The 22,827-nt window shown below is 71.4% G+C and carries 12 protein-coding genes; 6 read left to right on the top strand and 6 right to left on the bottom strand.

The window, feature by feature from the left end; translation table 11 throughout:
• The first annotated feature begins 61 nt into the window (after positions 1-61).
• Positions 62-988 carry an ATP-binding cassette domain-containing protein gene (locus ABZ815_RS15255; protein ID WP_357698012.1) on the top strand — a complete coding sequence of 309 codons (927 nt, stop codon included), beginning with the start codon at positions 62-64 and terminating at the stop codon, positions 986-988.
• Between the two features lie 37 nt (positions 989-1,025).
• Complete coding sequence (locus tag ABZ815_RS15250) at positions 1,026-1,820, top strand: ABC transporter permease (RefSeq protein WP_357698010.1); 795 nt, start codon at positions 1,026-1,028, stop codon at positions 1,818-1,820.
• A gap of 160 nt (positions 1,821-1,980) precedes the next feature.
• Here ABZ815_RS15250 and acnA read toward each other — a convergent pair whose 3' ends face one another.
• Both acnA and ABZ815_RS15240 read right to left on the bottom strand, forming a co-directional pair.
• A complete protein-coding gene (gene acnA / locus ABZ815_RS15245) occupies positions 1,981-4,710 on the bottom strand; it encodes an aconitate hydratase AcnA (protein WP_357698008.1) in 2,730 nt (909 codons plus the stop codon).
• A 145-nt stretch (positions 4,711-4,855) separates the two neighbouring features.
• A complete protein-coding gene (locus ABZ815_RS15240; protein ID WP_357698006.1) occupies positions 4,856-5,584 on the bottom strand; it encodes a metal-dependent hydrolase in 729 nt (242 codons plus the stop codon).
• Between the two features lie 310 nt (positions 5,585-5,894).
• Here ABZ815_RS15240 and ABZ815_RS15235 point away from each other — a divergent pair, with 310 nt between their 5' ends.
• The 4 genes from ABZ815_RS15235 (at position 5,895) to ABZ815_RS15220 (ending at position 8,968) form a co-directional block, all read left to right on the top strand.
• Positions 5,895-6,629, top strand: a complete 735-nt coding sequence (locus ABZ815_RS15235; protein WP_357698004.1) for a PadR family transcriptional regulator — start codon at positions 5,895-5,897, stop codon at positions 6,627-6,629.
• A 55-nt stretch (positions 6,630-6,684) separates the two neighbouring features.
• Entirely contained in the window at positions 6,685-7,170 is a 486-nt protein-coding gene (locus ABZ815_RS15230) for a DUF1707 domain-containing protein (protein WP_357698002.1), read from the top strand.
• 90 nt (positions 7,171-7,260) lie between these two features.
• Entirely contained in the window at positions 7,261-7,941 is a 681-nt protein-coding gene (locus ABZ815_RS15225) for a DUF6879 family protein (protein ID WP_357698000.1), read from the top strand.
• Between the two features lie 154 nt (positions 7,942-8,095).
• A complete protein-coding gene (locus ABZ815_RS15220) occupies positions 8,096-8,968 on the top strand; it encodes a CAP domain-containing protein (protein ID WP_357697998.1) in 873 nt (290 codons plus the stop codon).
• 43 nt (positions 8,969-9,011) lie between these two features.
• Here ABZ815_RS15220 and ABZ815_RS15215 read toward each other — a convergent pair whose 3' ends face one another.
• From ABZ815_RS15215 to ABZ815_RS15200, 4 genes are all read right to left on the bottom strand, one after another.
• A complete protein-coding gene (locus ABZ815_RS15215) occupies positions 9,012-11,255 on the bottom strand; it encodes a hypothetical protein (protein WP_357697996.1) in 2,244 nt (747 codons plus the stop codon).
• Positions 11,256-11,270: 15 nt separating this feature from the next.
• Positions 11,271-20,720 (bottom strand): calcium-binding protein, encoded by a 9,450-nt coding sequence (locus ABZ815_RS15210; RefSeq protein ID WP_357697994.1) that lies wholly within the window; start codon positions 20,718-20,720, stop codon positions 11,271-11,273.
• Between the two features lie 156 nt (positions 20,721-20,876).
• Positions 20,877-21,389: a G/U mismatch-specific DNA glycosylase gene (gene mug, locus ABZ815_RS15205; RefSeq protein WP_357697990.1), complete on the bottom strand. Its 513-nt coding sequence runs from the start codon at positions 21,387-21,389 to the stop codon at positions 20,877-20,879.
• Between the two features lie 31 nt (positions 21,390-21,420).
• Positions 21,421-22,821, bottom strand: a complete 1,401-nt coding sequence (locus ABZ815_RS15200) for a sugar porter family MFS transporter (RefSeq protein ID WP_357697988.1) — start codon at positions 22,819-22,821, stop codon at positions 21,421-21,423.
• Positions 22,822-22,827 lie beyond the last annotated feature (6 nt).

Below are 22,827 nucleotides of genomic sequence, written 5' to 3'. Positions count from 1 at the left end.
CTTAACAACGTTCAATGCATCCTTAACGCTGTTAGATTTAACACCGTTAAGGAGCCTCGCGATGATCTGCGCGGAGGGATTGCGAAAGCGGTACGCGGCCAAGGAGGCGCTCAGGGGCATCGACCTCGACGTCCCGGCCGGCACGGTCTGCGGGCTGCTCGGCCCCAACGGGGCAGGTAAGACGACGACCGTGCGCATCCTGGCCACCCTGCTCCGCCCGGACGGCGGCCGGGCCGAGGTCGCCGGGCTCGACGTGGTGCGCGACGCGGCGCGGCTGCGCTTCCGCATCGGCCTGGCCGGACAGCACGCCGCCGTGGACGAGCTGCTGACCGGCCGGCGCAACCTGGAGCTGTTCGGCCGCCTCTACCACCTGTCCAGGGCCAGGGCCAGGAGCAGGGCCGACGAGCTGCTGGAACGGTTCGGGCTGGCCGAGGCCGGGCGGCGGCTGGTCAGGACGTACTCGGGCGGGATGCGGCGGCGGCTCGACCTGGCCGCGAGCCTGATCGTCGCGCCACCCGTGCTGTTCATGGACGAGCCGACCGCCGGCCTCGACCCGCGCAGCCGCCTCCAGCTCTGGCAGGCCCTGCGCGACCTGGTCAGCGAGGGCACCACGCTGCTGCTGACCACCCAGTACCTCGACGAGGCCGACCACCTCGCCGACCAGGTCGTGGTGCTGCGCGAGGGCAGGGTCGCGGCGGCGGGCTCCCCCGGCGCGCTCAAGAAGCAGGTCGGCGGCGACCGCGTCCAGATCGTCTTCCGCGAGCCCGGAGACGTGGAGACGGGCCTCAGGACGCTCGGGCTCGGGGCCGGGCTCGGGGCCGGGCTGGTGTCGGAGCCGGGCGGGACGCGGGTGACGCTGCCGGCTCCCGACGGGGCGCAGTCGCTCGTCCGCGTCGCCCGCGCCCTGGACGCGGCCGGGATCGCCGTCGAGGACCTCGCGCTCCGCCGTCCGACCCTCGACGAGGTCTTCCTCCGCCTGACCGCCTGACCGCCTGACCGCCTGCCCCCTGACAGGAGCCACGAGTATGAACCTGCGCTGGACCGTCAGCGACTCCCTGACCATCGCGGGCCGCACGTACTCGCGATGGCGGGCCCAACCGGGAGAGATCGCCGGTTTCCTGGTGTTCCCCATCCTCATGACCGTGCTGTTCGGGTACGTCTTCGGCAGCGCGATCACCCTCCCCGGCGGCGGCGACTACCGCGACTTCCTCATGCCGGGCATCTTCATGCAGGTCATGGCCATGACGGCGACCGCGGCCGCCACCGCCGTGGGCGAGGACATGGAACGCGGGATCATCGACAGGTTCCGCGCGCAGCCCATCGCCCGCAGCGCCGTGCTCATCGGGCGCAGCGTGGCCGACCTGTCGATGCACCTGATGTCGCTGGCCGCGATGGTCGCGGCGGCCGTGTTCCTGGCCGGATGGCGTACCCACGGCTCGCCGGGCCGGACGGCGGCGGCGTTCGGGCTGCTGGCGCTGTTCGGCCTGGCGATGATCTGGGTGGGCACCTACATCGGCCTGTACGTGCGCAGCGGCGCGCAGGCCGACGCCGCCACGTTCGGCTGGCTGTTCCCGATGACCTTTCTGGCCAACACGTTCGTGCCCACCGAGGGACTGCCCGCCTGGCTGCGGCCGGTGGCCGACTGGAACCCGATGAGCGCGACCGTGGCCGCCGCCCGTCTCCTGTTCGGCAACCCCACCTCGGCGGGCTCGGTCTGGCCGCTGCGGCATCCGGTCGCGGCGAGCCTGCTGTGGTCGGTGGCGCTCATCGCGATCTTCGCCCCGCTGGCGACCCACCGGTACCGCACGTCCAGCCGGTGACCGGAAAGGGCCGGTGAACAGCGGAGAGCCGCCAGGCGGAGGGTGTTCCGCCGGACGGCTCTCACGGGTCGGGTGATACCCCCGATGCGGGCGCGTGAGGATCCGCGCCCCGTCCCCGGCCCGCGTCCGGCTCTTGACCGGACGCGGACTCGGGAAGTTCCTACTTGGCCAGCAGCGAGCGCAGGACGTACTGCATGATGCCGCCGTGCCGGTAGTAGTCGGCCTCGCCGGGAGTGTCGATGCGGACGACCGCGTCGAACTCCACGTCACCTGCCTTGACGTGCACCGTGGACGGGATGCCGCCCCCGTTGAGCGCCTCGACGCCGGTGATGTCGAACGTCTCCTCGCCGGTCAGTCCGAGCGAGCCGGCCGTGGCCCCCTCGGGGAACTGCAGCGGGAGCACGCCCATGCCGATCAGGTTGGAGCGGTGGATGCGCTCGTAGGACTCGGCGATCACGGCGCGCACGCCGAGCAGCGCGGTGCCCTTGGCCGCCCAGTCGCGCGAGGAGCCCGAGCCGTACTCCTTGCCCGCCAGCACCACCAGCGGCGTGCCGGCCTCGGCGTAGTTGACCGAGGCGTCGTAGATGAACGACACCGGGCCGTCGGCCTGGGTGAAGTCGCGGGTGTAGCCGCCCTCGGTGCCCGGCGCGATCTGGTTGCGCAGGCGGATGTTGGCGAACGTGCCGCGGATCATCACCTCGTGGTTGCCGCGCCGCGAGCCGTAGGAGTTGAAGTCTCTGACCTCGACGCCGTTGGCCTGCAGGTATTGGGCGGCGGGGGTGCCGACCTTGATGGAGCCGGCCGGCGAGATGTGGTCGGTGGTGACCGAGTCGCCGACCTTGACCAGCACGCGGGCGCCCGGGATGTCGGTCACCGGCTCCGGCTTCTCCGGCATGCCCTCGAAATAGGGGGCCTTGCGCACGTACGTGGAGGACGGGTCCCACTCGAAGGTGTCGCCGGTCGGGATCGGCAGCGAGCGCCAGTGGTCGTCGCCCTTGAACACGTCGGCGTAGTCGCGCTCGAACATGTCACGGCCGATCGAGGAGTTGACCACGGCCGCGATCTCCTCCGGCGCGGGCCAGACGTCCCTGAGGTAGACCGGCTGCCCGTCGGAGCCGAGCCCGAGCGGCTCGTTGTCGAGGTCGATGTCCATCGTGCCGGCCAGCGCGTAGGCCACCACGAGCGGCGGCGAGGCCAGGTAGTTCATCTTGACGTCGGGGTTGATGCGGCCCTCGAAGTTCCGGTTGCCGGACAGGACCGCGGTGACCGCGAGGTCGTTGGCCTGGATGGTGTCGGAGATCTCCGTGGGCAGCGGGCCCGAGTTGCCGATGCAGGTGGTGCAGCCGTAGCCGACCAGGTTGAAGCCGAGCTTGTCGAGGTACGGCTGCAGCCCGGAGCGCTCGAAGTAGCCGGTGACGACCTGCGAACCCGGGGCCAGCGAGGTCTTGACCCACGGCTTGCGGGTCAGGCCCTTCTCCACGGCGTTGCGGGCCAGCAGCGCGGCGCCGAGCATGACGTACGGGTTGGAGGTGTTGGTGCACGAGGTGATCGCCGCGATCGACACGATGCCGTGGTCGATCTCGAACGACGTGCCGTCGGCCGAGGTGACCGGGACCGGCTTGTGCGGCCGGCCGCCGTCGGCGCGGGCGTTGGAGGCGGGCGCGTCGGAGGCCGGGAAGGACTCCTCACCCTCCTCGTCGACGCCGTCGGCCACGTAGTTCTGGACGTCGCGGCGCCAGGCGTCCTTGGCCGCCGACAGCTCGATGCGGTCCTGCGGGCGCTTGGGGCCGGCGATCGACGGGACGATCGTGCTGAGGTCGAGCTCGATGTACTCGGAGAAGACCGGCTCGGGGCCCTGCGGGTCGAGCCAGAGGCCCTGGGCCTTGGCGTACTCCTCGACCAGCGCGACCTGCTCCTCGGAGCGGCCGGTCAGGCGCAGGTAGTCGATGGTCTGGCCGTCGATCGGGAAGATGGCGCAGGTCGAGCCGAACTCGGGGCTCATGTTGCCGATCGTGGCCCGGTCGGCCAGCGGCACGGAGGAGACGCCCTCGCCGTAGAACTCGACGAACTTGCCGACCACGCCGTGCTTGCGCAGGATCTCGGTGATCGTCAGGACCAGGTCGGTGGCGGTGGCGCCGGCGGGCAGCTTGCCGCTGAGCTTGAAGCCGACCACGCGCGGGATCAGCATGGAGATCGGCTGGCCGAGCATCGCGGCCTCGGCCTCGATGCCGCCGACGCCCCAGCCGAGCACGCCGATGCCGTTCTCCATCGTGGTGTGGGAGTCGGTGCCGACGCAGGTGTCGGGGTAGGCCTTGCCGTCGCGGATCATGACCACGCGGGCGAGGTGCTCGATGTTGACCTGGTGGACGATGCCGGTGCCGGGCGGCACGACCTTGAACTCGTCGAAGGCCGTCTGGCCCCAGCGCAGGAACTGGTAGCGCTCGTGGTTGCGCTCGTACTCGCGCTCGACGTTGCGCTGGAAGGCGTCGGGGTGACCGAAGTAGTCGACGATGACGGAATGGTCGATGACCATCTCGGCGGGCGCGAGCGGGTTGATCCTGGAGGCGTCGCCGCCCAGGTCGCGCACGGCCTCGCGCATGGTGGCCAGGTCGACCACGCAGGGGACGCCGGTGAAGTCCTGCATGATGACGCGGGCCGGGGTGAACTGGATCTCCACGCTGGGCGTCGCGTTCGGGTCCCAGCCGCCGAGCGCACGGATGTGGTCGGCGGTGATGTTGGCGCCGTCCTCGGTGCGGAGGAGGTTCTCCAGCAGGATCTTCAGGCTGTACGGGAGGCGTGCGGCGCCCTCGACGGCGTCAAGCCGGAAAATCTCGTACGCCGCGTCTCCGACGCGTAGCGTGTCACGGCTGCCGAAGCTGTTCGCGGACACGGTGATTCGCCTCCTCCATCAGACAATTGCTCACTTGAATCCTGCCGCACCCACGGAACGACATGTACGTTAGGTGAACCTAACCTGCGGGGCTCGCGGCGGATGTCTCGACGTCAAGATATTACTACGGTATCTCGACATCAAGTTAAAGCGGCGCGAGGCGCCAGAAGAGCAGGCCGATGATGGCGACGGAGAGGATCGGCGCGAGGATCTTCTGCTCGAACTTCTTGCCGGTCTTGATGCCGATCTTCCACGGCAGCACGAACTTGGCGCCCAGCGGCCACAGCACCGGGCATCCCCGTTCGGTCATGCAGTCGCCCACCACGTGGATCAGGCAGCCGACGCCCACGGCCAGCCCCAGCCAGGCGTACCCGACCTGCAACGACATGAAGACGGCATAGAGCCCGGCGGTCAGGCCGATGTTGACCATCACCGATCCGGCCTTGTTGCCCGGGATGCCGATGCCGATGGCCCGCAACGCCAGCCCGACGAGTAACACCACGATGATGTCCCGGCCGATCGGATAGGTGTTGGCCAGCCAGTGGACGCCGAACCCGAGCGCCGCGGCGAAGGCCAGCGAGTGCGTCATGCCGCGATGGCCGCCGCTGATCCACGACACGAACTTGCTGAGCAGCCAGGTGACCGGGCCGAACGTCTGGGCGATGGTCGCGCTGGGATGGTCGAGGTCGGGCAGCATGGCCGCGCCCGCGCAGACCAGCGCGCCGGCGATCAGTTCGGCCGGGCCGAGGGCCCCGGCCATGATGCCGGTCTCGATGAACCGGGAGCTCTCGTTCAGCAGTGGCAGCGCGGCCAGCGGCGGCGCCAGCGCCAGCCAGGCGATCGCCCCGGTCATCGCGTGCGTGTGCCCCATCATGATCGGGACTGTATTGCAAAGAACCGCTTTACGCGGAGAGCCCCGCCGCCAGGTTGTCCTCACGGTGGAACGGTCCGGCGAGAACACCCGTAAACGCAGACGAGGTCGTCTCCGCGGCGACAGCACCCCCCAGCCCTGCCGACGCGGAACGACCTCGTCTGCTCTGTTCAACGGCGGGCATCCCAATACTGTTCCCCGATTCCGCAACTTTTTCGTGATCTGTCTCACTCTCTTCCGCGCCTTGCCAACGAAACAGTAGCGATATATCGTTGACGCATCGAGAATAGATCGCGATACAAGGAGAAAGAACATGACATACGCACATGCGGCGGGCAACCAGTGGTTCGGCCCGCGGGAGAACCTGCGCGCGGCCCGCGAGAAGCTGAGGGCCATGGCCGACGCCTTCGAGCAGATGGGCGGCCACCACCACCATCGCCGGGGCGGCGGCGGTCACGACGAGCACAGGCAGCGCGGCCGGCGCGGCGGTCCCGGCGGACCGTTCCCGTTCGATTTCGGGCGCGGCGGCCCCTTCGGTCCGGGCGGCCCCTGGGGCGGGCACCACGGGTGGGGCGGCGGCCGGGGGCGCAAGGCCAAGCGGGGTGACGTCCGCGCCGCGATCCTGGCCCTGCTGTCCGAGGAGCCGCGCAACGGCTACCAGATCATCCAGGAGATCGCCGCGCGCAGCGAGGGCGGCTGGAAGCCCAGCCCCGGCGCCGTCTACCCGGCGTTGCAGCAGCTCACCGACGAGGGCCTGGTGATCTCGGAGGAGAACGAGGGCCGCAAGACCTTCCGCCTCACCGACGAGGGCCGCGCCTACATCGACGCGCACGCCGACGAGGTCCGCGCCCCCTGGGACGAGATGCGTCCGGACATCGACGACAACACCGCCGACCTCTGGCACATCGCCCGACAGTCGGCATTCGCCATGATGCAGGTTCTTCAGACCGGAAACGACGCACAAATCCGCGAAGCGCGTAAGACTCTGGTTGAGACCCGGCGCAAGCTCTACCAGATCCTGGCCGACGGCGAACCGGGTGAGGAGTAACCAGGTGACCGGCTCCGCAGCGACAGGCCGGTTCGGGGAGAGCGAGGAACCAGAGATGGACCACAACGATCTCCGCATCGGCGACGCCGAGCGCGAGCAGACGATGGCGGCCCTGCGCGAGCACTTCGCCCAGGGCCGTCTGACCCACGAGGAGCTCGACGAGCGGCTCGACCGGGCGCTGGCCTCCAAGACGGTCCGCGACCTGTCCCAGGTGACGGCCGACCTGCCCGGTTCGTCCCCCGCCTACGCGCCGCCCCAGCAGGTCCCCCAGTTCGACCGGGACGCCTGGCGCGAGGCGATGAGGGCGCACCGCCACCAGATGGAGGCCATGCGGCACGCGCACGCCGGCCGCCCCTGGCACGACCATTCCCGCCGTCACCGGCACGGCCACCGCGGCCCCGGACCGTTCCTTCCCTTCCTGATCCTCTTCGGGGTGCTGGGGATGGTCTTCGGGTTCGGCCTCTTCAAGATCCTGCTGGCGGTCTTCGTGGTGGCCACCGTCGCCAACTTGGTCCACCGCCGATTTCACTACCGCGGGTGACCTTCACGCCCCTTTGTGATGTTGGGTCTTGACCCGGGTCAAGTGACATTTCATGATCTGGTCGGGTCTCACCGAACGAAGGGGCGTCGTATGGCAGAGCCGGGTTCCGTGGTGGCCGTCACGAATCCGTTCGCCGCCGTGGGCGGCGCCGACGCACTCGTCCTGGACGCGCCCGGCTACCTGGCGGCCTTCGACCGCGACCACGAGGGCTGCGCCGTCCCGCTGTGGAAGCTGGAGCGCGCCCAGACCTTCTACGAGCCGGACGTGGCGAGCTGGCGGGCCATGATGGACGGCGACTGGACCGGCTCCCTCGCCCTGTCCGAGCAGATGGCGCCGCTGGTGACCGGCTACTTCCGCCACCGGATGCCGGTCCGGCGGGTACGCGTGGTGGAGTTCCCGGTCACCCCGTACCTGCAGTGGGAGATGCACCTGCTGGACATGCGGGCCAGGGCGGGCTCCCCCTGCCGGGTGGTGCCCGCGGCGCGCGTGGCCGCCCTCGAACCGGTGCCCGAGCTGGTGATCTTCTCCCCCGGCCTGATGTACGAGGTCCTCTACGACGAGTACGGCGGCGGACGCGGCGGCCGGCGCATCACCGATCCCGGCGTGATCGGCCCCTGCCTGCGGGCGGTCCAGGAGCTGTTCGCCGAGGGCGAGGACGTCCGCGACTTCCACCGGCGGGAGATCGTGCCGCTGCCGCCGCCGTCGGTCACCGACGAGATGCGGGCCGCGGTGCCCCCGTACGCCCACCGGACCGAGGAGTTCCGGGTCTGAGCGCGTCGGCGGCTGGAACGGGCCACGACGCGTTTCCCGACACTTTGGTTTACTCGGACCTCAGGGAAATTTCGCAAATTTCGTGACACAGGGGTTGCGGTCCTACCAGAATGCGGTGCGATCCAGCGTCCATCGCAACTGGAGGAAGCCCCCAATGCGCAGACCCCTAGGGGTACTCGCCGGCCTGGTGAGCCTGGCGGCACTCGGTACGCCGATGACCGCGGCCACGGCCGCCACGGCCGGCAGCGAGGCCGCCGGCCGCTGCCGGGTCACCGTGGCCACGCCTCGCGTCACCGACACCGCACAGATCGTCTCCTCCGCCGCCCGCCAGGGCTGCCGTACGGACGCGCTCCTGCGCGTCCGGCTCAAGCGCGCCGTCCCGGGCACCGACCCCGTCGTCAAGAGCGGCGCCACCAGGTCGGGCAGCCTCGCGCTCACCCTCCCCTGCGCGCCCGGCGTCTACTACGCGGTCGCCACCGACCACCGAGGCCGCGGCGCGACGTCCAAGGCGGTCAGGCTGTCCTGCGCGCCGACCGGCACGCCGAGCCCGACCCCGACGGCCACCCCGTCCCCGAAGCCCAGCCCGACGACCTCCGCCACCCCGGCGCCGAAGCCGTCCGGGCCCGCCGGCACGGTGGGCACCGCCGAGGAGAACGAGGTCCTGCGCCTGGTCAACGCCGAGCGCGCCAAGGGCGGCTGCAACCCGCTCAAGCACGACGCGCAGCTGCGCGCCGCGGCGTTCGGCCACTCCTCCGACATGGCGGCCAAGAACTACTTCGACCACACCTCGAAGGACGGCCGCAGCTTCATGGACCGCATCCGCGCGGCCGGCTTCACCGGCGGCACCGCCTTCGCCGAGAACATCGCCAAGGGCCAGACCACCCCGGCCTCCGTGATGAGCTCCTGGATGAACAGCTCGGGCCACCGGGCCAACATCATGAACTGCCGGTACACGGTGATCGGCGTGGGCGTGGCCAGGAACGGCCAGGGCCCCCTCCACTGGACGCAGGACTTCGCGGCCAAGTAACCGTCACGGGTGCCCCGCGCAGACACGCGGGGCACCTCCTGCGTCAGACGCGGGTCAGCAGGACGTCGCCGTCGCCCGCCTTCCTGACCACGACGACCGCGTACAGCCCGGTCACCTTCGGGTCGCTGATGGTGAGGCGTTCCATCTTGTTCGGGCCGCCGCTCGCGGACTTGCGGGCGGCGGACCTGGGCAGGCCCCACACGGCGGGGTCGGGCGCCATCACGAAGAGGTCGAGGTCCTGCCCGTTGCGCGGCACGACGGTGAGCGTGGCGGGCACGCCCTTCTCGATCCACGTCGTACGCACCTCGACCAGCCGGCCGGCGGCCATGGGGAACTGCTGCGGCGTCCCGGCCTCCAGGTTGCCGGCGGGCGCCTCGGTCACCTCCATCCCGTACTCCTCGTAGTCGGCGTCCGAGCTGACCGAGTTCACGAACCAGTTGCGGGTGGCCGGGCTGGGCTGCACGGCGACGAAGTCCGCGCTGGTGGCGGCCAGTTCGGCGCTCCTGACGGTGGCGCCGCTGCCGTGGGGCGTCGTGGCCAGGTCCACGTCCGCGCCGTCCGGTCCGGCGACCGCGGCCATCACGTGCCATCTGTCCGGAGTGGTGATGAAGGCCGTCTGGAGCGGGACGTTGGCGGGCCGGCGCGTCGGGGTCCGGTCGGCCAGGTCCTCCACGTGCTGGGCAGGGATGGCGTTCTGGAACAGCGCCGCCTGCGCGAGGTCGTGGTGCTGGGGGTCCAGCAGGTTCAGGAAGTCGTCGAGGTCCTGGGCGACCCCCTTCCTGAACGTGGCCACGATCGCTTCGGGCCCGAGGCCGCCGAGGTCCCAGTACTTCTCGTCGCGCGTTCCCGAGTCGGCCAGGTCGATGAGCACCCCGGCCACGCGGCCCTCGGTCTTGCTCGCGTCCGCCTTGGTCGGCCAGCCCTCGCTGAACCAGTGCGGGCTCTCCAGGTCCAGACCGGTCGTGTACCACCGGTAGTGCGTCTCGTCGTAGGTCTGGACGGCGACCCAGTCCGCCCAGCCCTCTCCCCACGCGCAGACCGTGCTACTCATCGGCGTCGTCATGTAGTGCTTCCCGCAGTCGGTGCCGTCCGAGGGCATCAGGCCGTAGGTGTAGTCCATGATGAAATGCCCCAGCTCGTGGGGGACCGTCATCTTCGCCAGCGGGATCGACGCGTCCAGGTTGATCTGGAACCGGCCCAGGCAGTCGGCGCCGTCTGAGCCCGGGCAGTAGTACGACGTGGGCAGGACCCTGTCCGGGGCCCAGATGAGGGTCACGGACTGGCAGTTCTGCTCGCCCGGCTTCCAGCAGTCGTCGGCCGGGTCGTTCAGCCAGCCGGTGTAGGCCTTCCACGTGTCGTAGGCGGCGGAGTGGAGGCGGAAGGCCCCCTCCATCGGATCGCCGCCCGCGCTCTGGTAGTCGATGACGGTGGTCGACGTGCCGGGGGGAACGTCCTGCGTCGGCGCGCTCGCGTCGGTGTAGATGTCGTCGGCCTTCTCCGAGAAGCCCACGGTCCAGTAGATGTTGGCGGGGCTGACCTCGATGGTGACGTCCTGGCCGGTGCCGTCCTCCTCGGTGCCGGGGAAGCACACCTTGTAGCCGCCGGAGGCGTCGGTCTCGGCCCAGCCGAGCATGAGCCGGCCGCCCGCGTCGGTGTCGAACGCGTCCACCTCCGCCATCGGCACGCCGCCGATGGAACCGTCCGTCCTGACGTGGGTGACGCGTCCCTGGACGCACGTGTCGCCGGCCACCGCCGTCGCCGCCGATCTCTCCGTACGGCGTCCGCGGCCCTCGCGCGGCATGCCGAACACCGACGACTCCGCGCCGACGGTGACGTAGGCGAGCCCGTCCGAGCCGGGTCCGGGCCGCCCGTCGCGGGCCTGGACGCGGATCGAGGCCGGGCCGGGCCTGACCGCCGTGACGACACCCTCGTACCGGACCGGCTTGCCGGCGCGGGCCCGCCAGGTCCGGGTGGCCCGGTCCACGGGGCTGCGGCCGATCGTCGCGGCGGCACGGGAGAGCCCGGCGGGCGGGGTCGCCCACCGCATGGTCTCCGGCAGTTCGATGATCGTGGTGGCGTCGGGTATGTCCTGTTTCGGCGTCACCACGACCGTGAGTCTCGCGCTCTGCCCGACGGCGGGGGCGCGGTCGAGCGAGACCTCGACGGTGAAGCAGTCCCCCGGGTCGCACGGGGGACGCCCGGGTGCGGCGGCATGGGCCGGGGCCGTGGTGAGTCCCACGGCCGCCAGCACCCCCGCCAGGATGGTCGCCATCAGACGGCGTGACATCGGCATGTCTCCTGATCAGCCCGCGCAGGCCACGGGCGAGTCGAAGTGTCCTGGTGAGGTGGGATAGGGCGAACCGCTGTCGCCCGAGGCCGGGACGGCCACCTCCCGCGTCCCCGACGGGTCGCCCGCCGCACGCCCGGCGCCCGCGCCCCAGGCCACCTTGGCCAGGAAGTCGAGCATCGCCGGGGAGTGCTGGCGGACGATGTTGTGCCCGCCGTTGGCCGGGCCGCAGTGGGTGTAGAGGTTGAAGCCGCCGTTCCAGTCGATCATCTTGTCGCCGGGGTTGGGGCCGTTGGCCGTGCGGTCGCCCTGGAGCACGTCGCGGTCGGCGCCGCCGTACTGCCAGTCCACGCCCTGGTGGTGCTGGTCGTCGTCGGTGGCGGCGTTGTCCTTGTCGGTCATCCGGAACCACGCGCACGGGTCCACCACCGTGGTCAGCTCGCCTTCCGGCATCTTGCCGGGGGCGCACGAGCCGGGGTACGAACCGCGCGGGTTGTAGTCGAGCAGGTCCGCGCCGGCCCCGCCGAAGACGTGGTCCACGAAACGGTCGCCGGTGCCGCGCGCGGCCGGGTCGAACGCGCCGCCGGACTGGCAGTCCGGGGTGGCGGCGTCCAGGACCGGGTCGCAGCCCTTGCCGCCCCAGATGACGTCCGCGCCGTCGCCGCCGAACACCTCGTCGCCGCCGCTGTCACCGTTGACCAGGTCATCGCCGGCGCCGCCGTGCATGCTGTCGCGTCCGGGGCCGCCGCGCAGGCGGTCGTCGCCGCCCTTGGCGAAACCGTCGTGCGGCATGGCGGCGCTCACCCACGCCTCGCCGTCGGTGTCGTGCAGCAGGTCGGTGCGGCGGTCGTACGTGCCGGCCTGGAAGCCCTTGTAGGTCTCCTTCGGCGGCGCGTTGAGGCTGACGGTGAAGCCGAGCCGCTGGGCGTCGGAGGCGTCGATGCGCTCGTTCAGCACGCCGCCCCGGTCGCCGAGCATGGCGTCCTCGCCCGGGCCGCCATACAGGGTGTCGTCGCCCAGTTCACCGAACAGGTCGTCGTCGCCCTGGCCGCCGTGCAGTTCGTCGTCGCCGTCCTGGCCCCACAGCGCGTCGTCGCCGTCGTCGCCGTACAGGTGGTCGGCGCCGGAGGAGCCGGCCGGCTCGCAGGTGGCCTGGGCCTGGGTGCAGAACCTGGTGGAGTCGCCGGGCAGTGCCGGGTCGTGGCTGCGCACGCGGGTGGCGTCCGCGGGCGCCTGGCCCGCGGGGTAGCGCTCGGCGTGCACCTTCTCGCTGGTGCCGGTGAGGGTGCGGACGAGGGAGCCGTTGTCGCCGAGCAGGACGTCGGCGCCGCCGTTGCCCTCGATCGCGTCGGCCTGGTCGGTGGCGGCCTGTCGGGCCGAGCCGCCGATCAGGTCGTCCTGGCCGGGGGTGTCGTCGCCTTCCAGGTCGGCGGGGCCGCTGGGGTCGCCCTTCCAGCCGGGGTCGGGCAGAGGGCGGTTGATGGTCCTGGTGGACTCGGCCGACAACGGCAGGTCACCACGGATCTGGTCCGCGCCGTCACCACCCTCGGCGTAGTCCCCCTGGCCCCCACCCGACATCTGGTCGTCCCCGCTCTGCCCCCACAGGACATCCACCCCAGAACCCCCCGAAATCCTGTCCCCTCCAGAGCCGTCGCCCAGGAGGGTGACCGCGCGTGGGGTCATCGGGGTGCCCGACGAGCCCAGGCGGACGGTGGCGGCGGCCGGGGGGCCCGTCAGCGTCACCACGGCGTTGTCGCCGGCGATGACGTCGTCACCGGGGCCGCCGTACAGGGCGTCCGCGACGTCGTCCGCTGTGGTGTCGGCTGTCGTGTGGGTGCCGCCGACCAGGTCGTCGTTGCCCTGGTCGCCTTCGACCCAGTCCACGCCCGCGCCGCCCTCGGCGTAGTCGTCGCCTTCCTGACCGCGCAGCCGGTCGGGGCCGCCCTGGCCGAAGATCGCGTCGTTGCCCGCACCGCCGTCGGCCACGTCCGGGCCGAAGCCACCCGCGAGCAGCTTCACCCGGTGCGTAACCGCCTGCCCCGGCCGCGCGGCCACCGAAGTAGCCGCGTCCATGTCGGATGCGGACGTCCCAGACGGTGTGGCCGTGGCCGACGGCGTTGCGGTGCTGCTCGGAGTCGGCGTCGAGGTCGGGGGTTGGAGGGAGATGGTCAGGAGGGCGTTGTCGGCGGTGATCACGTCCGGGCCTTCGCCGCCCAGCAGTGTGTCGCCGCCGTCCGGGTACGGGCCCGAAGCGCCGCCCACCAGTTCGTCCTCGCCGGCCTCGCCGTACACCTTGTCGCCGCCGACGCCGCCTTCCAGGTGGTCGTCGCCCGCGTCGCCGTGCACCTCGTCGGACCCGATCCCGCCGTACCCCGCGTCGGCGCCGTCGCCGCCGTGGATCACGTCCGGGCCGCCGGCCTCCTCCGGGGTGCCGTCGAGGTCGAACGGGCCACCGGCGTCGCCGTTGTCGCCGATCAGCCGGTCCGCTCCCGCATCGCCGTACAGGACGTCGCCCTTGTCGTCCTTGCCCGCCGTACGCGTGCCGCCGATGACCAGGTCGTCACCCTCGCCGCCGAACAGCCGGTCCTGCCCGGACTCGCCCACCACGGTGTCGTCGTGAGCGCCGCCGTACAGGGTGTCGTCGCCGGAGCCGCCGGTCACCTCGTCATCGCCGTCGTCGCCGAGCGCCGTGTCGTCGCCCGAGCCGCCCGCGACCTGGTCGTCGCCCGAGCCGCCGGCCAGCCGGTCGTCGCCGCGTTCGCCGCAGACCCGGTCCTGGCCGCCACCGGCCTCGACCCGGTCGGCGCCGCCGCCGGCCGACACGATCTCCTTGCCCGCGCCGCCGAGGACGAGGTCCCGGCCGTCGGCGGCGCCGTCGTGCTCCTCACACGGTTCGTCCCGCCAGCGGTCGCCGAAGACGGTCGCGCCTCCGTCGCCGCCGACGACGTGGTCGTTCCCGTCGCCGCCGGACAACCGCTTGGCCGAGGGCTGCACGCCCGCCGGCAGCGGCAGATGACGCACCTGCCGGGCAGGACCGAAGTCGTCACGCCCCTGCGCCTCACCGACGTCGGACGGCTCGGCGATCACCCAGTCGTCACCGGGACCACCGAAGATCTCGTCCTTGCCGTGACCACCCGCCAGCACGTCGTCCCCGCCACCACCGATGATCTTCACGACCTCACCCGGAGCGGAATGACCGGCGACCAGATCAACGGCCTGACCGCCGAACACCTTGTCCGCACCCGCGCCGGTGTCGACGTGGTTCGGCCCCGAATCGGCGGGGCCCGCCTCGTCCCGGCCGAACTCCTCCCGCGGCCCGGTGTAGATCTCATCGGCAGCCGAACCACCGGTCAGCGTGTCCGCACCGGGTCCACCGACCAACAGGCTCGGCTGCGCCCGGAAACGCGGCGAACCGTCCGTCGTCGCCAGCGGACTGTCGGAGGCCACGGCGATGGTGTCGTTCCCGCCGTTGCCATAGAGCCGGTTCTCGCCGAGCCCGGCCGCGATGCGGTCGGCGCCGTCGGACGAGCCGTCGGCGGGCGTGCCGGGCAGATCCTCGGCGGTCCAGTCGGCGACCTGCACGTCACCGACCTTGCGGGTGGCGGGGGTCAGGTGGCCGTCACCGGCCACCCAGCCGCCCGCGCCGCCCATGGTGACGTAGTCGTCGCCGGGGCCGCCGGCCACGATCGCGGCGGGACCGTCGTACTGGTCGCCGCTGGTGATCTGGTCGTCGCCCTTGCCGCCGTCGATCACGTTCCGGCCGGCGCCGGCCAGGATCATGTCGTCGCCGTCACCGCCGAACGCCACGACGGTCCGGTCGAACGGGCGCGGCCCGGAGGTGTCGTCGCCGTACCCCTGGAAGACCAGCCGCAGCGCGCCCTTCGCGCCGCGGCCGTCGGCCAGCACCCGCGTCAGGCCCGCGTTGCGGTGCTCCTCGCGCACGCCCAGCGCGCTGACCACGAAACCCTCGTCGCCGGGGAGCTGGCTGACGGTCCACTGCTCGGCGTCGTCGCCCGGCTTGGCCGTGCTGCCGCCCCTGGCCTTGCGCATCGGTCCGACGTGCAGCACCAGGGCGTCGCCTGCGACGGTCGCGAGCTTCGGCGGGTCCTCGTCGCACTTCGGCCTGACCGAGAAGTCGAGGAGCTTGGCCTCGACGATCGTCCAGTCGAACCGTTTCTTGAAGATCGAGATGCCCACCTCGACCCAGGCCTTCAGGTAGACCTTCAGCTCACCGTCCAGGGAGAACAGGCACAGCGGGTTGCGCAGCAGGACGTCGGCGAACTCGGAGAACCTGAACTTGCCGTCGTTGGTGGGATCGAGCCAGTTCATGGCGACGGTGAGGAAGACGCCGCCGCTCACCCCCGCCTTGACCAGCACCACGTCGACCGCCGCGCCCGCCTCCAGCCGTCCGGTCAGGGTGATCGCGGGCAGGGGTCTGCCCTGGTCGTCGGTGGTCTTCAGGTACAGGCTGTCCAGGACCTGGAGGTCGAGCTTGCGCTGCTCGATCGCCTTGCGGATGCCGTACGTGTCGAAACCCGCCCTGATGTGGGCCTCGACCGCGGCGGTGCCGGAGATGACCACCATGATGGGCGGCGGCGACCAGACCGGGCCGAAGGACTGGCTGTAGGAGAAGCCGAGCCGCAGCGGCCCGGAGTCGAACGCGACCAGCTCGACGTCCTTGCCCATGAGCAGGCTGAAGATCGACCGTCCGGCGTTCTGCAGCACGGGGAAGCTGAAGCCCGCCTTGGCGGAGTGCTCCATGGGCCCCTGCGCGTCGGCGACGGCGGCCTTGCCCTTCCCGCACGTTCCGGCGCCCTGGTCGAGCGCCGCGAACAGGTCGTCCGTGGCGGGGGCCATGTCCTTGATCAGCGAGTCCGCGACGTCGGGCGAGTTCTCGGTGTTCAGCGCGCGGTCGCCGGCCACGGTGAAGCTGCCGATGGGGATGTGCAGCTCGCCCTGGCAGTCGGGCAGCGCCGAGACCAGCCTGCCGACCTCGATCATCCGCTCGATGAACTTGGTCGTGCCGCCGCCCGCCACCGTGTTGTACTTCTTGGCGATCGTCATCAGGTTCACCTCGCCGCCGCCCGCGGCCTTGCTCAGGTCCGACAGCACGGGGATGGGCGCGTAGAGCTGGTCGATCACCGGTCTGACCGGGTCCGTGACCTTCTTGACCTGGGTCACCACCGGGCCGAGGACGCTGCGGAAGAAGTCGCCGGCCTCCAGGTTCACGTTGTTGAAGGCGATGTTCAGGTTCGCCGGGTCGGGGGAGCCGCCCTTGGTGAGGTCCCAGTCCAGGTCGAAGTCGCCGAACAGGCCGGGGAACATGGCCGAGCCGGCCGTCACCTTGAAACGCCAGTCCACCGCGACCTTGGCATGCAGGGAGGTCTCCACCAGGCCGGTGGCGTCGGCGAGCTGGTCCAGCCCGATCCGGCCGACGGGCTTGAGCCCGATGGTGAAGGCGCCCGCGAACAGGTCGGGAGCGTTCTGCTCGCGGTTCTTGAGCGTGACGTCGAGGATCGCCAGCCTGGCGTTGATCTCCTCGGGCAGCGAGACGTTCACGCCGACGGTCGCCCGCGGGCGGTTGGCCTCGCCGGCGTCGAGGTAGAAGCCGCTGGTCCGGTCCAGGCCCACCATGGCCTCGGCGTGCCAGCCGAGCTCGGCCCGTACGCCCTTGCCCGCGCCCTGCCGCAGCGCGAGGCCCGGGACGCCGATGTCGAGCGGCCGCTCCACGCCCAGGCAGTCCTTGACGCAGCCCTGCTCGGGATCGACGTCGCCCCTGCCGATGCTGACCTTGAACGCGATGCCGGTCAGCTCGGCGCCCTTGGCCGCGTCGCACGCCTCGGGCTTGGCCGGGTCGGGGACGGGCGCCTGCACGCAGGTGATCACGGGCTGCACGCCGGGCCCGACCTTGGGCGCGAGTTCGTCGTTGTACCACTTGCGCAGGTCGCCGCCGGTGGGCACCTTGCCGCCGTTGGGCAGCTTCGCGAGGGCGGCCTTGATCTCCTGACGCTTGGCGCCGACGAAGTCGGCCCCCTGCTGGAGGTCGGCGCCGACCATGGGCAGCCGGCCCTGGCCGGAGGCCATGCGCATGCCGGTCTCCAGGGCGGTGAGGTAACGGTCGATGCCGTCGCCGAGGTTGGTCCAGTCCAGCTCCAGGCCGGGAGGCAGGGTCGAGAAGTCGAAGGAGGGCAGCTCCAGCCGGTTCACGTCGCCGGGCAGCTTCCTGGTCAGGTCGAACATCTCGGCCAGCGGGGCGGACCTGGGCAGCCGCAGCACGAGCGCGTGCTTGCCGTCCGCGGTCAGCGGGGCGCCGTTGAGGTAGGCGGGCAGGACGGCGCACAGCGCCAGGTCGGTGTCGTCGCGGTGCGGGTCGCGGTCGCAGGCGACCGGCTCGCTCGTCTCGTTCAGGGCCAGGTCGAGCCCGGAGAAGAACGCGGCGGGGGTGACGGCGTCCTGCGCCTCGCCGCCGTAGCGCAGACTCACGCCGTAACCGAGCCTGGCCTGAAGCGGGTCGTCGCCCTCCTTGCCCACGGCCAGCGGCAGCGGCCCGACGTCGGCCTTGACCACGCCGTCGAGCTGCGCCTTCGCCTGGAGGTCGAGGCCGGAGTCGGTCTCGATGAGCAGGTCGCGGGCCGGGTCGAAGTCGCGCTTGAGCGCCACGCGCAGGCCGAGACGCACCTCGCCCTCGACGGCGGCGTCGAGCGTGGCCGAGCCCTTGGCGGCGACCAGGCTGCTCTCGCCGAACGCGAAGCGCAGCGGCTCCTTCACGGCCGCCTTCTTGTCGTAGGCCAGCGACAGCCGCAGCGCGCCGTCCTCGTAGCCGATGTGCGCCTGGCCGCCCAGCGCCTTGTTCAGCTCGGCCACCAGCGCCTGGACGGTGTCCGGCGGGGCGGCGGTCAGGCGGTCGATCGCGTCCCTGAGCGGCGAGCGCAGCGCGTAGGCGGCGCCCGCCTCGGGAACGGCCTGGCCGAACTTCTCGGCGAAGGACAGCGTGTGCTCGCCGCACGCGGTCGCGATGGTCAGCACGCGGGTGCCGACGGCCACCCGACGGCCGATGTGCGCCTGCGTGAACGTGCGCGAGGGGTCGGTGACGTAGGCGTTCTCGTTGCCGCAGGCGCCGTCGCCGTAGACGACGCCGGGGCCCGAGCCCATCTCCTCGGAGGCCACCAGTTCGGACAGCGAACGCCCGAGCAGCGGCACCTTCGCCGTCATCGCCTCGCCGACCGGCCCGCTGCCCTTGACACTGTCGAGGTACGCGGCCACCGCGCCCAGCGACTTGATCAGCGCGCCGAACAGCGCCTGCGGGTTGTCGGGATCGAAGGCGAAGTCCTTGACCCTGCCGATCTGGTCGAAGCCGCTGAACGTGACGGTGGTGGGCTTGCCGATGTCCGGCATCTCCACCTCGCCGGAGACCTTGCCGCCGAAGAAGTCGGCCAGGCCCGGCACGCCCAGGGTGAGCCGCGCCTTGGCGACCGCGTCCACCTGGGAGGTCAGGACGTCGCCCGGCTTGCTCGCCAGCCGCTCGAACAGCCGGGTCAGCGGCACGTCGCCGAGGTCCTTGAGGCCGACCTTGACCAGGTCGCCGTCGTTCCTGCTGCCCATGGTGAGGTCGCCGGTGATCTGGACGCCCAGGTAGCCGGCGACGGCATTGACGTTCACCGAGGAGAGCACCGACACGCGGGCGCCGAACAGGTCGCGGCCGGTCCGCAACATGATCCGGTCCGCGGCCCTGGGCAGCTCGTTCACCACGGTGGCGCTGCCGTCGGCGTTGACGTGCTTGTACGGGCACGCCTTCTGCTGCCCGTCCGGCCGCTGCGCGCACCCCTGGCCGGTCACCGGGTCGCCGAGGTCGAGCACGACCGTGGCCGAGGCGTGGTAGCCGCGCATGACACCCGCCACCGCGGCGGTCGCGTTGGCGCGGTCGAGCCCCGCGGCGGTCTTGAAGGTGTCGCCGAAGGCGACCTGCCCGATCATCGGGTCGCTCGCGGAGATCCGGTACGGCGCGCCCGCGGCGGGCACACCACCGCGCCACCCCTGCTCGGCGAGGGTGACGGTGTCGGCGGTGTTGTCGGCCACGATGCCGCTGGACGCGCCCGCGGTGACCGTACGCCCGGTGAACTGCCCCGGCGTCCACTTCTGCCCGGCGTGCTTGAGCGTCTTGGCCGTGTACGTCACGCCCGTGCCCGTCCCGCTGACGGTCTGCCCCGCGGGGTTGAGCGGCTCGGGCGTGGGGTTCACGGTCCGGTCCACGACGAGGGTGAAGGCGATCTTCTTGGCGGCGTCGTCGTAGCCGGCGTCGGCGACCTTGATGATCGCGCCTCCGGGCAGGCCGCGGGCCTTGCCGAGCGCGGCGAACAGGTCCTGGATCGAGGTGAAGGTGGGCCGGCCGGTGTTCCGGTCCACGCTGGCGGCGGCGAAGGCGTGGATCGCCTCCGACACCTGCACGGCGTCGGCCAGGGAGCCGCGCATGAACGGCAGGTCGAGGTCGCCCCGCCCGTCCCAGCGGGCGCGCTGGGCGGCGGTGATCGCGTTGGCCAGGTGGGTCAGCCCGTCGAGCAGGTCCTTCGGGGTGAGCGTCTGGAAGCGGTCGAGCCGGTCCAGGTCGGCCTGGGTGACGGTGACGGCCGGGCCGCCGGTCGCGAGGTCGGGCCAGCTCACGTCGATGGTCGCGGTGGCCCCCTCGACCGGGGCGCCGGCGAACGGCTGCGCGGTGACCTGGAGCTTGGCGGTCGCCGAGCCCTTGCGGGCGAAGGTGAACAGGCTCTCCGAGCCCAGCTCGCCCGGGTCCAGCCTGCCGTTGCCGTCCGGGTCGGCGGCGGTGGCGGTGAACTCGGCGGTGAAGGAGAGCGCCGAGGCCGCCGACAGGTCGACGCCGAGGATGCCGAAGGCGGCGGTCGGCCTGGCCCCGGCGGCGAGCTTGCCGTCGGCCCGCACGGTGACCGTGGCGTCCTTGCCCAGCCAGGCGGACTTCGTGGCGGGGTCGTAGGCGAAGGGCAGCTTCGCGGTGAGCTTCAGCGTGACGTCCACGCCGCCCGAGGTGGTCAGCGAGACCTTCGGCTGGGCGCTGGCGATGGAGATCGGGCGGCCGGCGACCGTCCTGGCGACGTCGAGGGTCAGGTCGAGCCGCCTGATCCCGCCCTGGGTGCTCGCCTTGGCCAGCAGCTTGCCGGCGCGGGGGCCGGACAGCTCGTACTCGTCCTGGAGGTCGTCCAGGGCCGTCAGGTTCTTGAGCTTGTCGTGGACGGCCACCTGGAACAGGTCGCCCAGGCCCAGGGCGTCCTCGCCGCCGGGCACCAGGCCGACGAGCGGCAGTTGCTCGCCCATCGGCCCGACCGCGGCCAGGCCGCCGCTCGCGGTGGAGAACCGTTCCACCGCGGACAACAAGGCCGCCGTCTCGGCGTCCGGTTGTGTGGACGCGACGGCCGGCGGCGGCACGGGCGCCACCAGACCCGTGAGTAACGCCAATGCGCATAAGACACGCGACAATCGCCGGCTTGCCACCAGACCCCCCAGTGCGAAGACGCAACGAACCGGGCACGTGTCTAGCGATCAACGCTTGTGCGTCACTTGGATCCGTCCGCAAGCGCAGTTCAGCGACCGGCTGTGCGGCGCTCGCCGGGCCTATCCGGAGTGCGGCCGGTCCAGTGAGGCCCGCAGGCGGGCCATCTCCTCCGCGATCGTGGTCACGGTCCAGTGGGCGTTGAGCCCGCTCGGGTTCGGCAGCACCCACACGCGGGCCTCGCCGACCTGCTCGGGCTGGGGTCCGATGACCGCCTTGCGCCGCTCGAAGGCCGTCCGGTACGCCGAGATGCCCAGGACGGCCAGCACCCGCGGCCCCGATTCCGCCACCTTCTCCGCCAGCGCCCGGCCACCCTCCACCAGTTCGTCCCTGCTCAACTCCGACGCCTTGGCACTGGCCCGGGGGACGATGTTCGTGATGCCCAGCCCGTACGAGGGGAGCAGGTGCTGCTCGGCGGGGGCCAGCAGGCGCGGCGTGAAGCCGGACAGGTGCAGCGCGGGCCAGAACCTGTTGCCGAGCCGGGCGAAGTGGTGGCCGGTGGCCTCGGACATCAGGCCGGGGTTGATGCCGCAGAAGAGCACGTTCAGGCGGGGACCGAGCACGTCGACAAGCACGTGCCGGAGGTTAGTCCACTCCGCGGCGTGGTCAGCCCATCTCTTCGAGTCTGCGGCCCTTGGTTTCCTTGACCCATTTGGTGACGAAGAGGAATGACAGCAGGGCGAACAGGGCGTACATGGCGTAGGTGAGCGGCAGGTTCCACTCCGACAGCGCCGGGAACGAGATCGTGATCAGCCAGTTGGCGATCCACTGCGCGGCCGCGGCGACGCCGAGGGCGGCGGCGCGGATGCGGTTGGGGAACATCTCGCCGAGCAGGACCCAGACCACCACCCCCCACGACAGGGCGAAGAACAGCACGAACACGTTGGCCGCGATGAGCGCGATCGGCCCCTGCGGGCTCGGCAGCGAGACCACGCCGCCGATCTCCCGCGACGCGCTGAACGCCCAGGCCGCCGTGCCCAGCGCGATCGTCATGCCGACCGAGCCGATCAGCAGCAGCGGCCGGCGCCCGATCCGGTCAACCAGCGCGATGGCGATGAACGTGCCGATGATGTTGATGATCGAGCTGGAGAAGCTGATCAGCAGCGAGTCGCTCTGGTTGATGCCCACCGACTGCCACAACACCGACGAGTAGTAGAAGATCACGTTGATGCCGACGAGCTGCTGGAACGCCGACAGGATGATGCCGATCCAGACGATCGGCAGCAGGCCGAGCGCGCTCCCGCGCAGGTCCTTCAGCCCCGGCACGCGCTCGGTCCGCAGCACGTGCTGGATCTCGGCGATCCGGGCGTCGAGGTCCACGTCGTCACCCTCGACCTCGGCCAGCACCTCGCGGGCCTTCCTCGACCGCCCCGACATGATCAGGTAGCGCGGCGACTCGGGGATGGTGGAGGCGAACAGCAGGTACAGCAGGGCCGGAACGGCACAGGCGCCCAGCATCCACTGCCACGCCTGCAGCCCCCACAGGTGGTTGTTGACGTCGCCGCCCGCGAGCTCGGCGATCAGGTAGTTGACGAGCTGCGAGACCGCGATGCCGAGTACGATGGCGAGCTGCTGGAACGAGCCCAGCCTCCCCCGGTAGGCGGGCGGCGCGACCTCGGCGATGTAGGCCGGACCGAGCACCGAGGCCATGCCGATCGCGAAGCCCGCGATGACCCGCCACAACCCCAGGTCCCAGATCGCGAACGGCAACATCTGCCCGATCGAGCTGACGGTGAACAGGCCCGCGGCCACCTGCATCGACCGGGTACGCCCCCACCGGTCGGCCAGCCCGCCCCCGATCCAGGCCCCGAGCGCGGACCCGAGCAGCGCGATGGCCACGACGAAGCCGATCTGGACCGCGCCCACCTGGAAGTGCCGCTGGATGCCGGTGACCGCGCCGTTGATGACCGAGCTGTCGTATCCGAACAGGAAGCCGCCGATGGCCGCCGCCGCGGTGATGAAGACGACGTGGCCCAGATGCTCCTGATGGGTGTACCGAGTTGCCATACAGGT

It is taken from the genome of Nonomuraea sp. NPDC047529, from assembly GCF_040642995.1.
Taxonomy (GTDB): Bacteria; Actinomycetota; Actinomycetes; order Streptosporangiales; family Streptosporangiaceae; genus Nonomuraea.
Note: the sequence above shows the minus strand (reverse complement) of the source record. Positions and strands in the feature narration are given on the sequence as shown.

Excerpts from the sequence above, each read along its gene's own strand:
- ABZ815_RS15255 (WP_357698012.1), top strand. The coding sequence starts at position 62 with ATGATCTGCGCGGAGGGATTGCGAAAGCGGTACGCGGCCAAGGAGGCG.
- ABZ815_RS15250 (WP_357698010.1), top strand. The coding sequence starts at position 1,026 with ATGAACCTGCGCTGGACCGTCAGCGACTCCCTGACCATCGCGGGCCGC.
- ABZ815_RS15240 (WP_357698006.1), bottom strand. The coding sequence starts at position 5,584 with ATGATGGGGCACACGCACGCGATGACCGGGGCGATCGCCTGGCTGGCG.
- ABZ815_RS15235 (WP_357698004.1), top strand. The coding sequence starts at position 5,895 with ATGACATACGCACATGCGGCGGGCAACCAGTGGTTCGGCCCGCGGGAG.
- ABZ815_RS15230 (WP_357698002.1), top strand. The coding sequence starts at position 6,685 with ATGGACCACAACGATCTCCGCATCGGCGACGCCGAGCGCGAGCAGACG.
- ABZ815_RS15225 (WP_357698000.1), top strand. The coding sequence starts at position 7,261 with ATGGCAGAGCCGGGTTCCGTGGTGGCCGTCACGAATCCGTTCGCCGCC.
- ABZ815_RS15220 (WP_357697998.1), top strand. The coding sequence starts at position 8,096 with ATGCGCAGACCCCTAGGGGTACTCGCCGGCCTGGTGAGCCTGGCGGCA.
- ABZ815_RS15215 (WP_357697996.1), bottom strand. The coding sequence starts at position 11,255 with ATGTCACGCCGTCTGATGGCGACCATCCTGGCGGGGGTGCTGGCGGCC.
- ABZ815_RS15200 (WP_357697988.1), bottom strand. The coding sequence starts at position 22,821 with ATGGCAACTCGGTACACCCATCAGGAGCATCTGGGCCACGTCGTCTTC.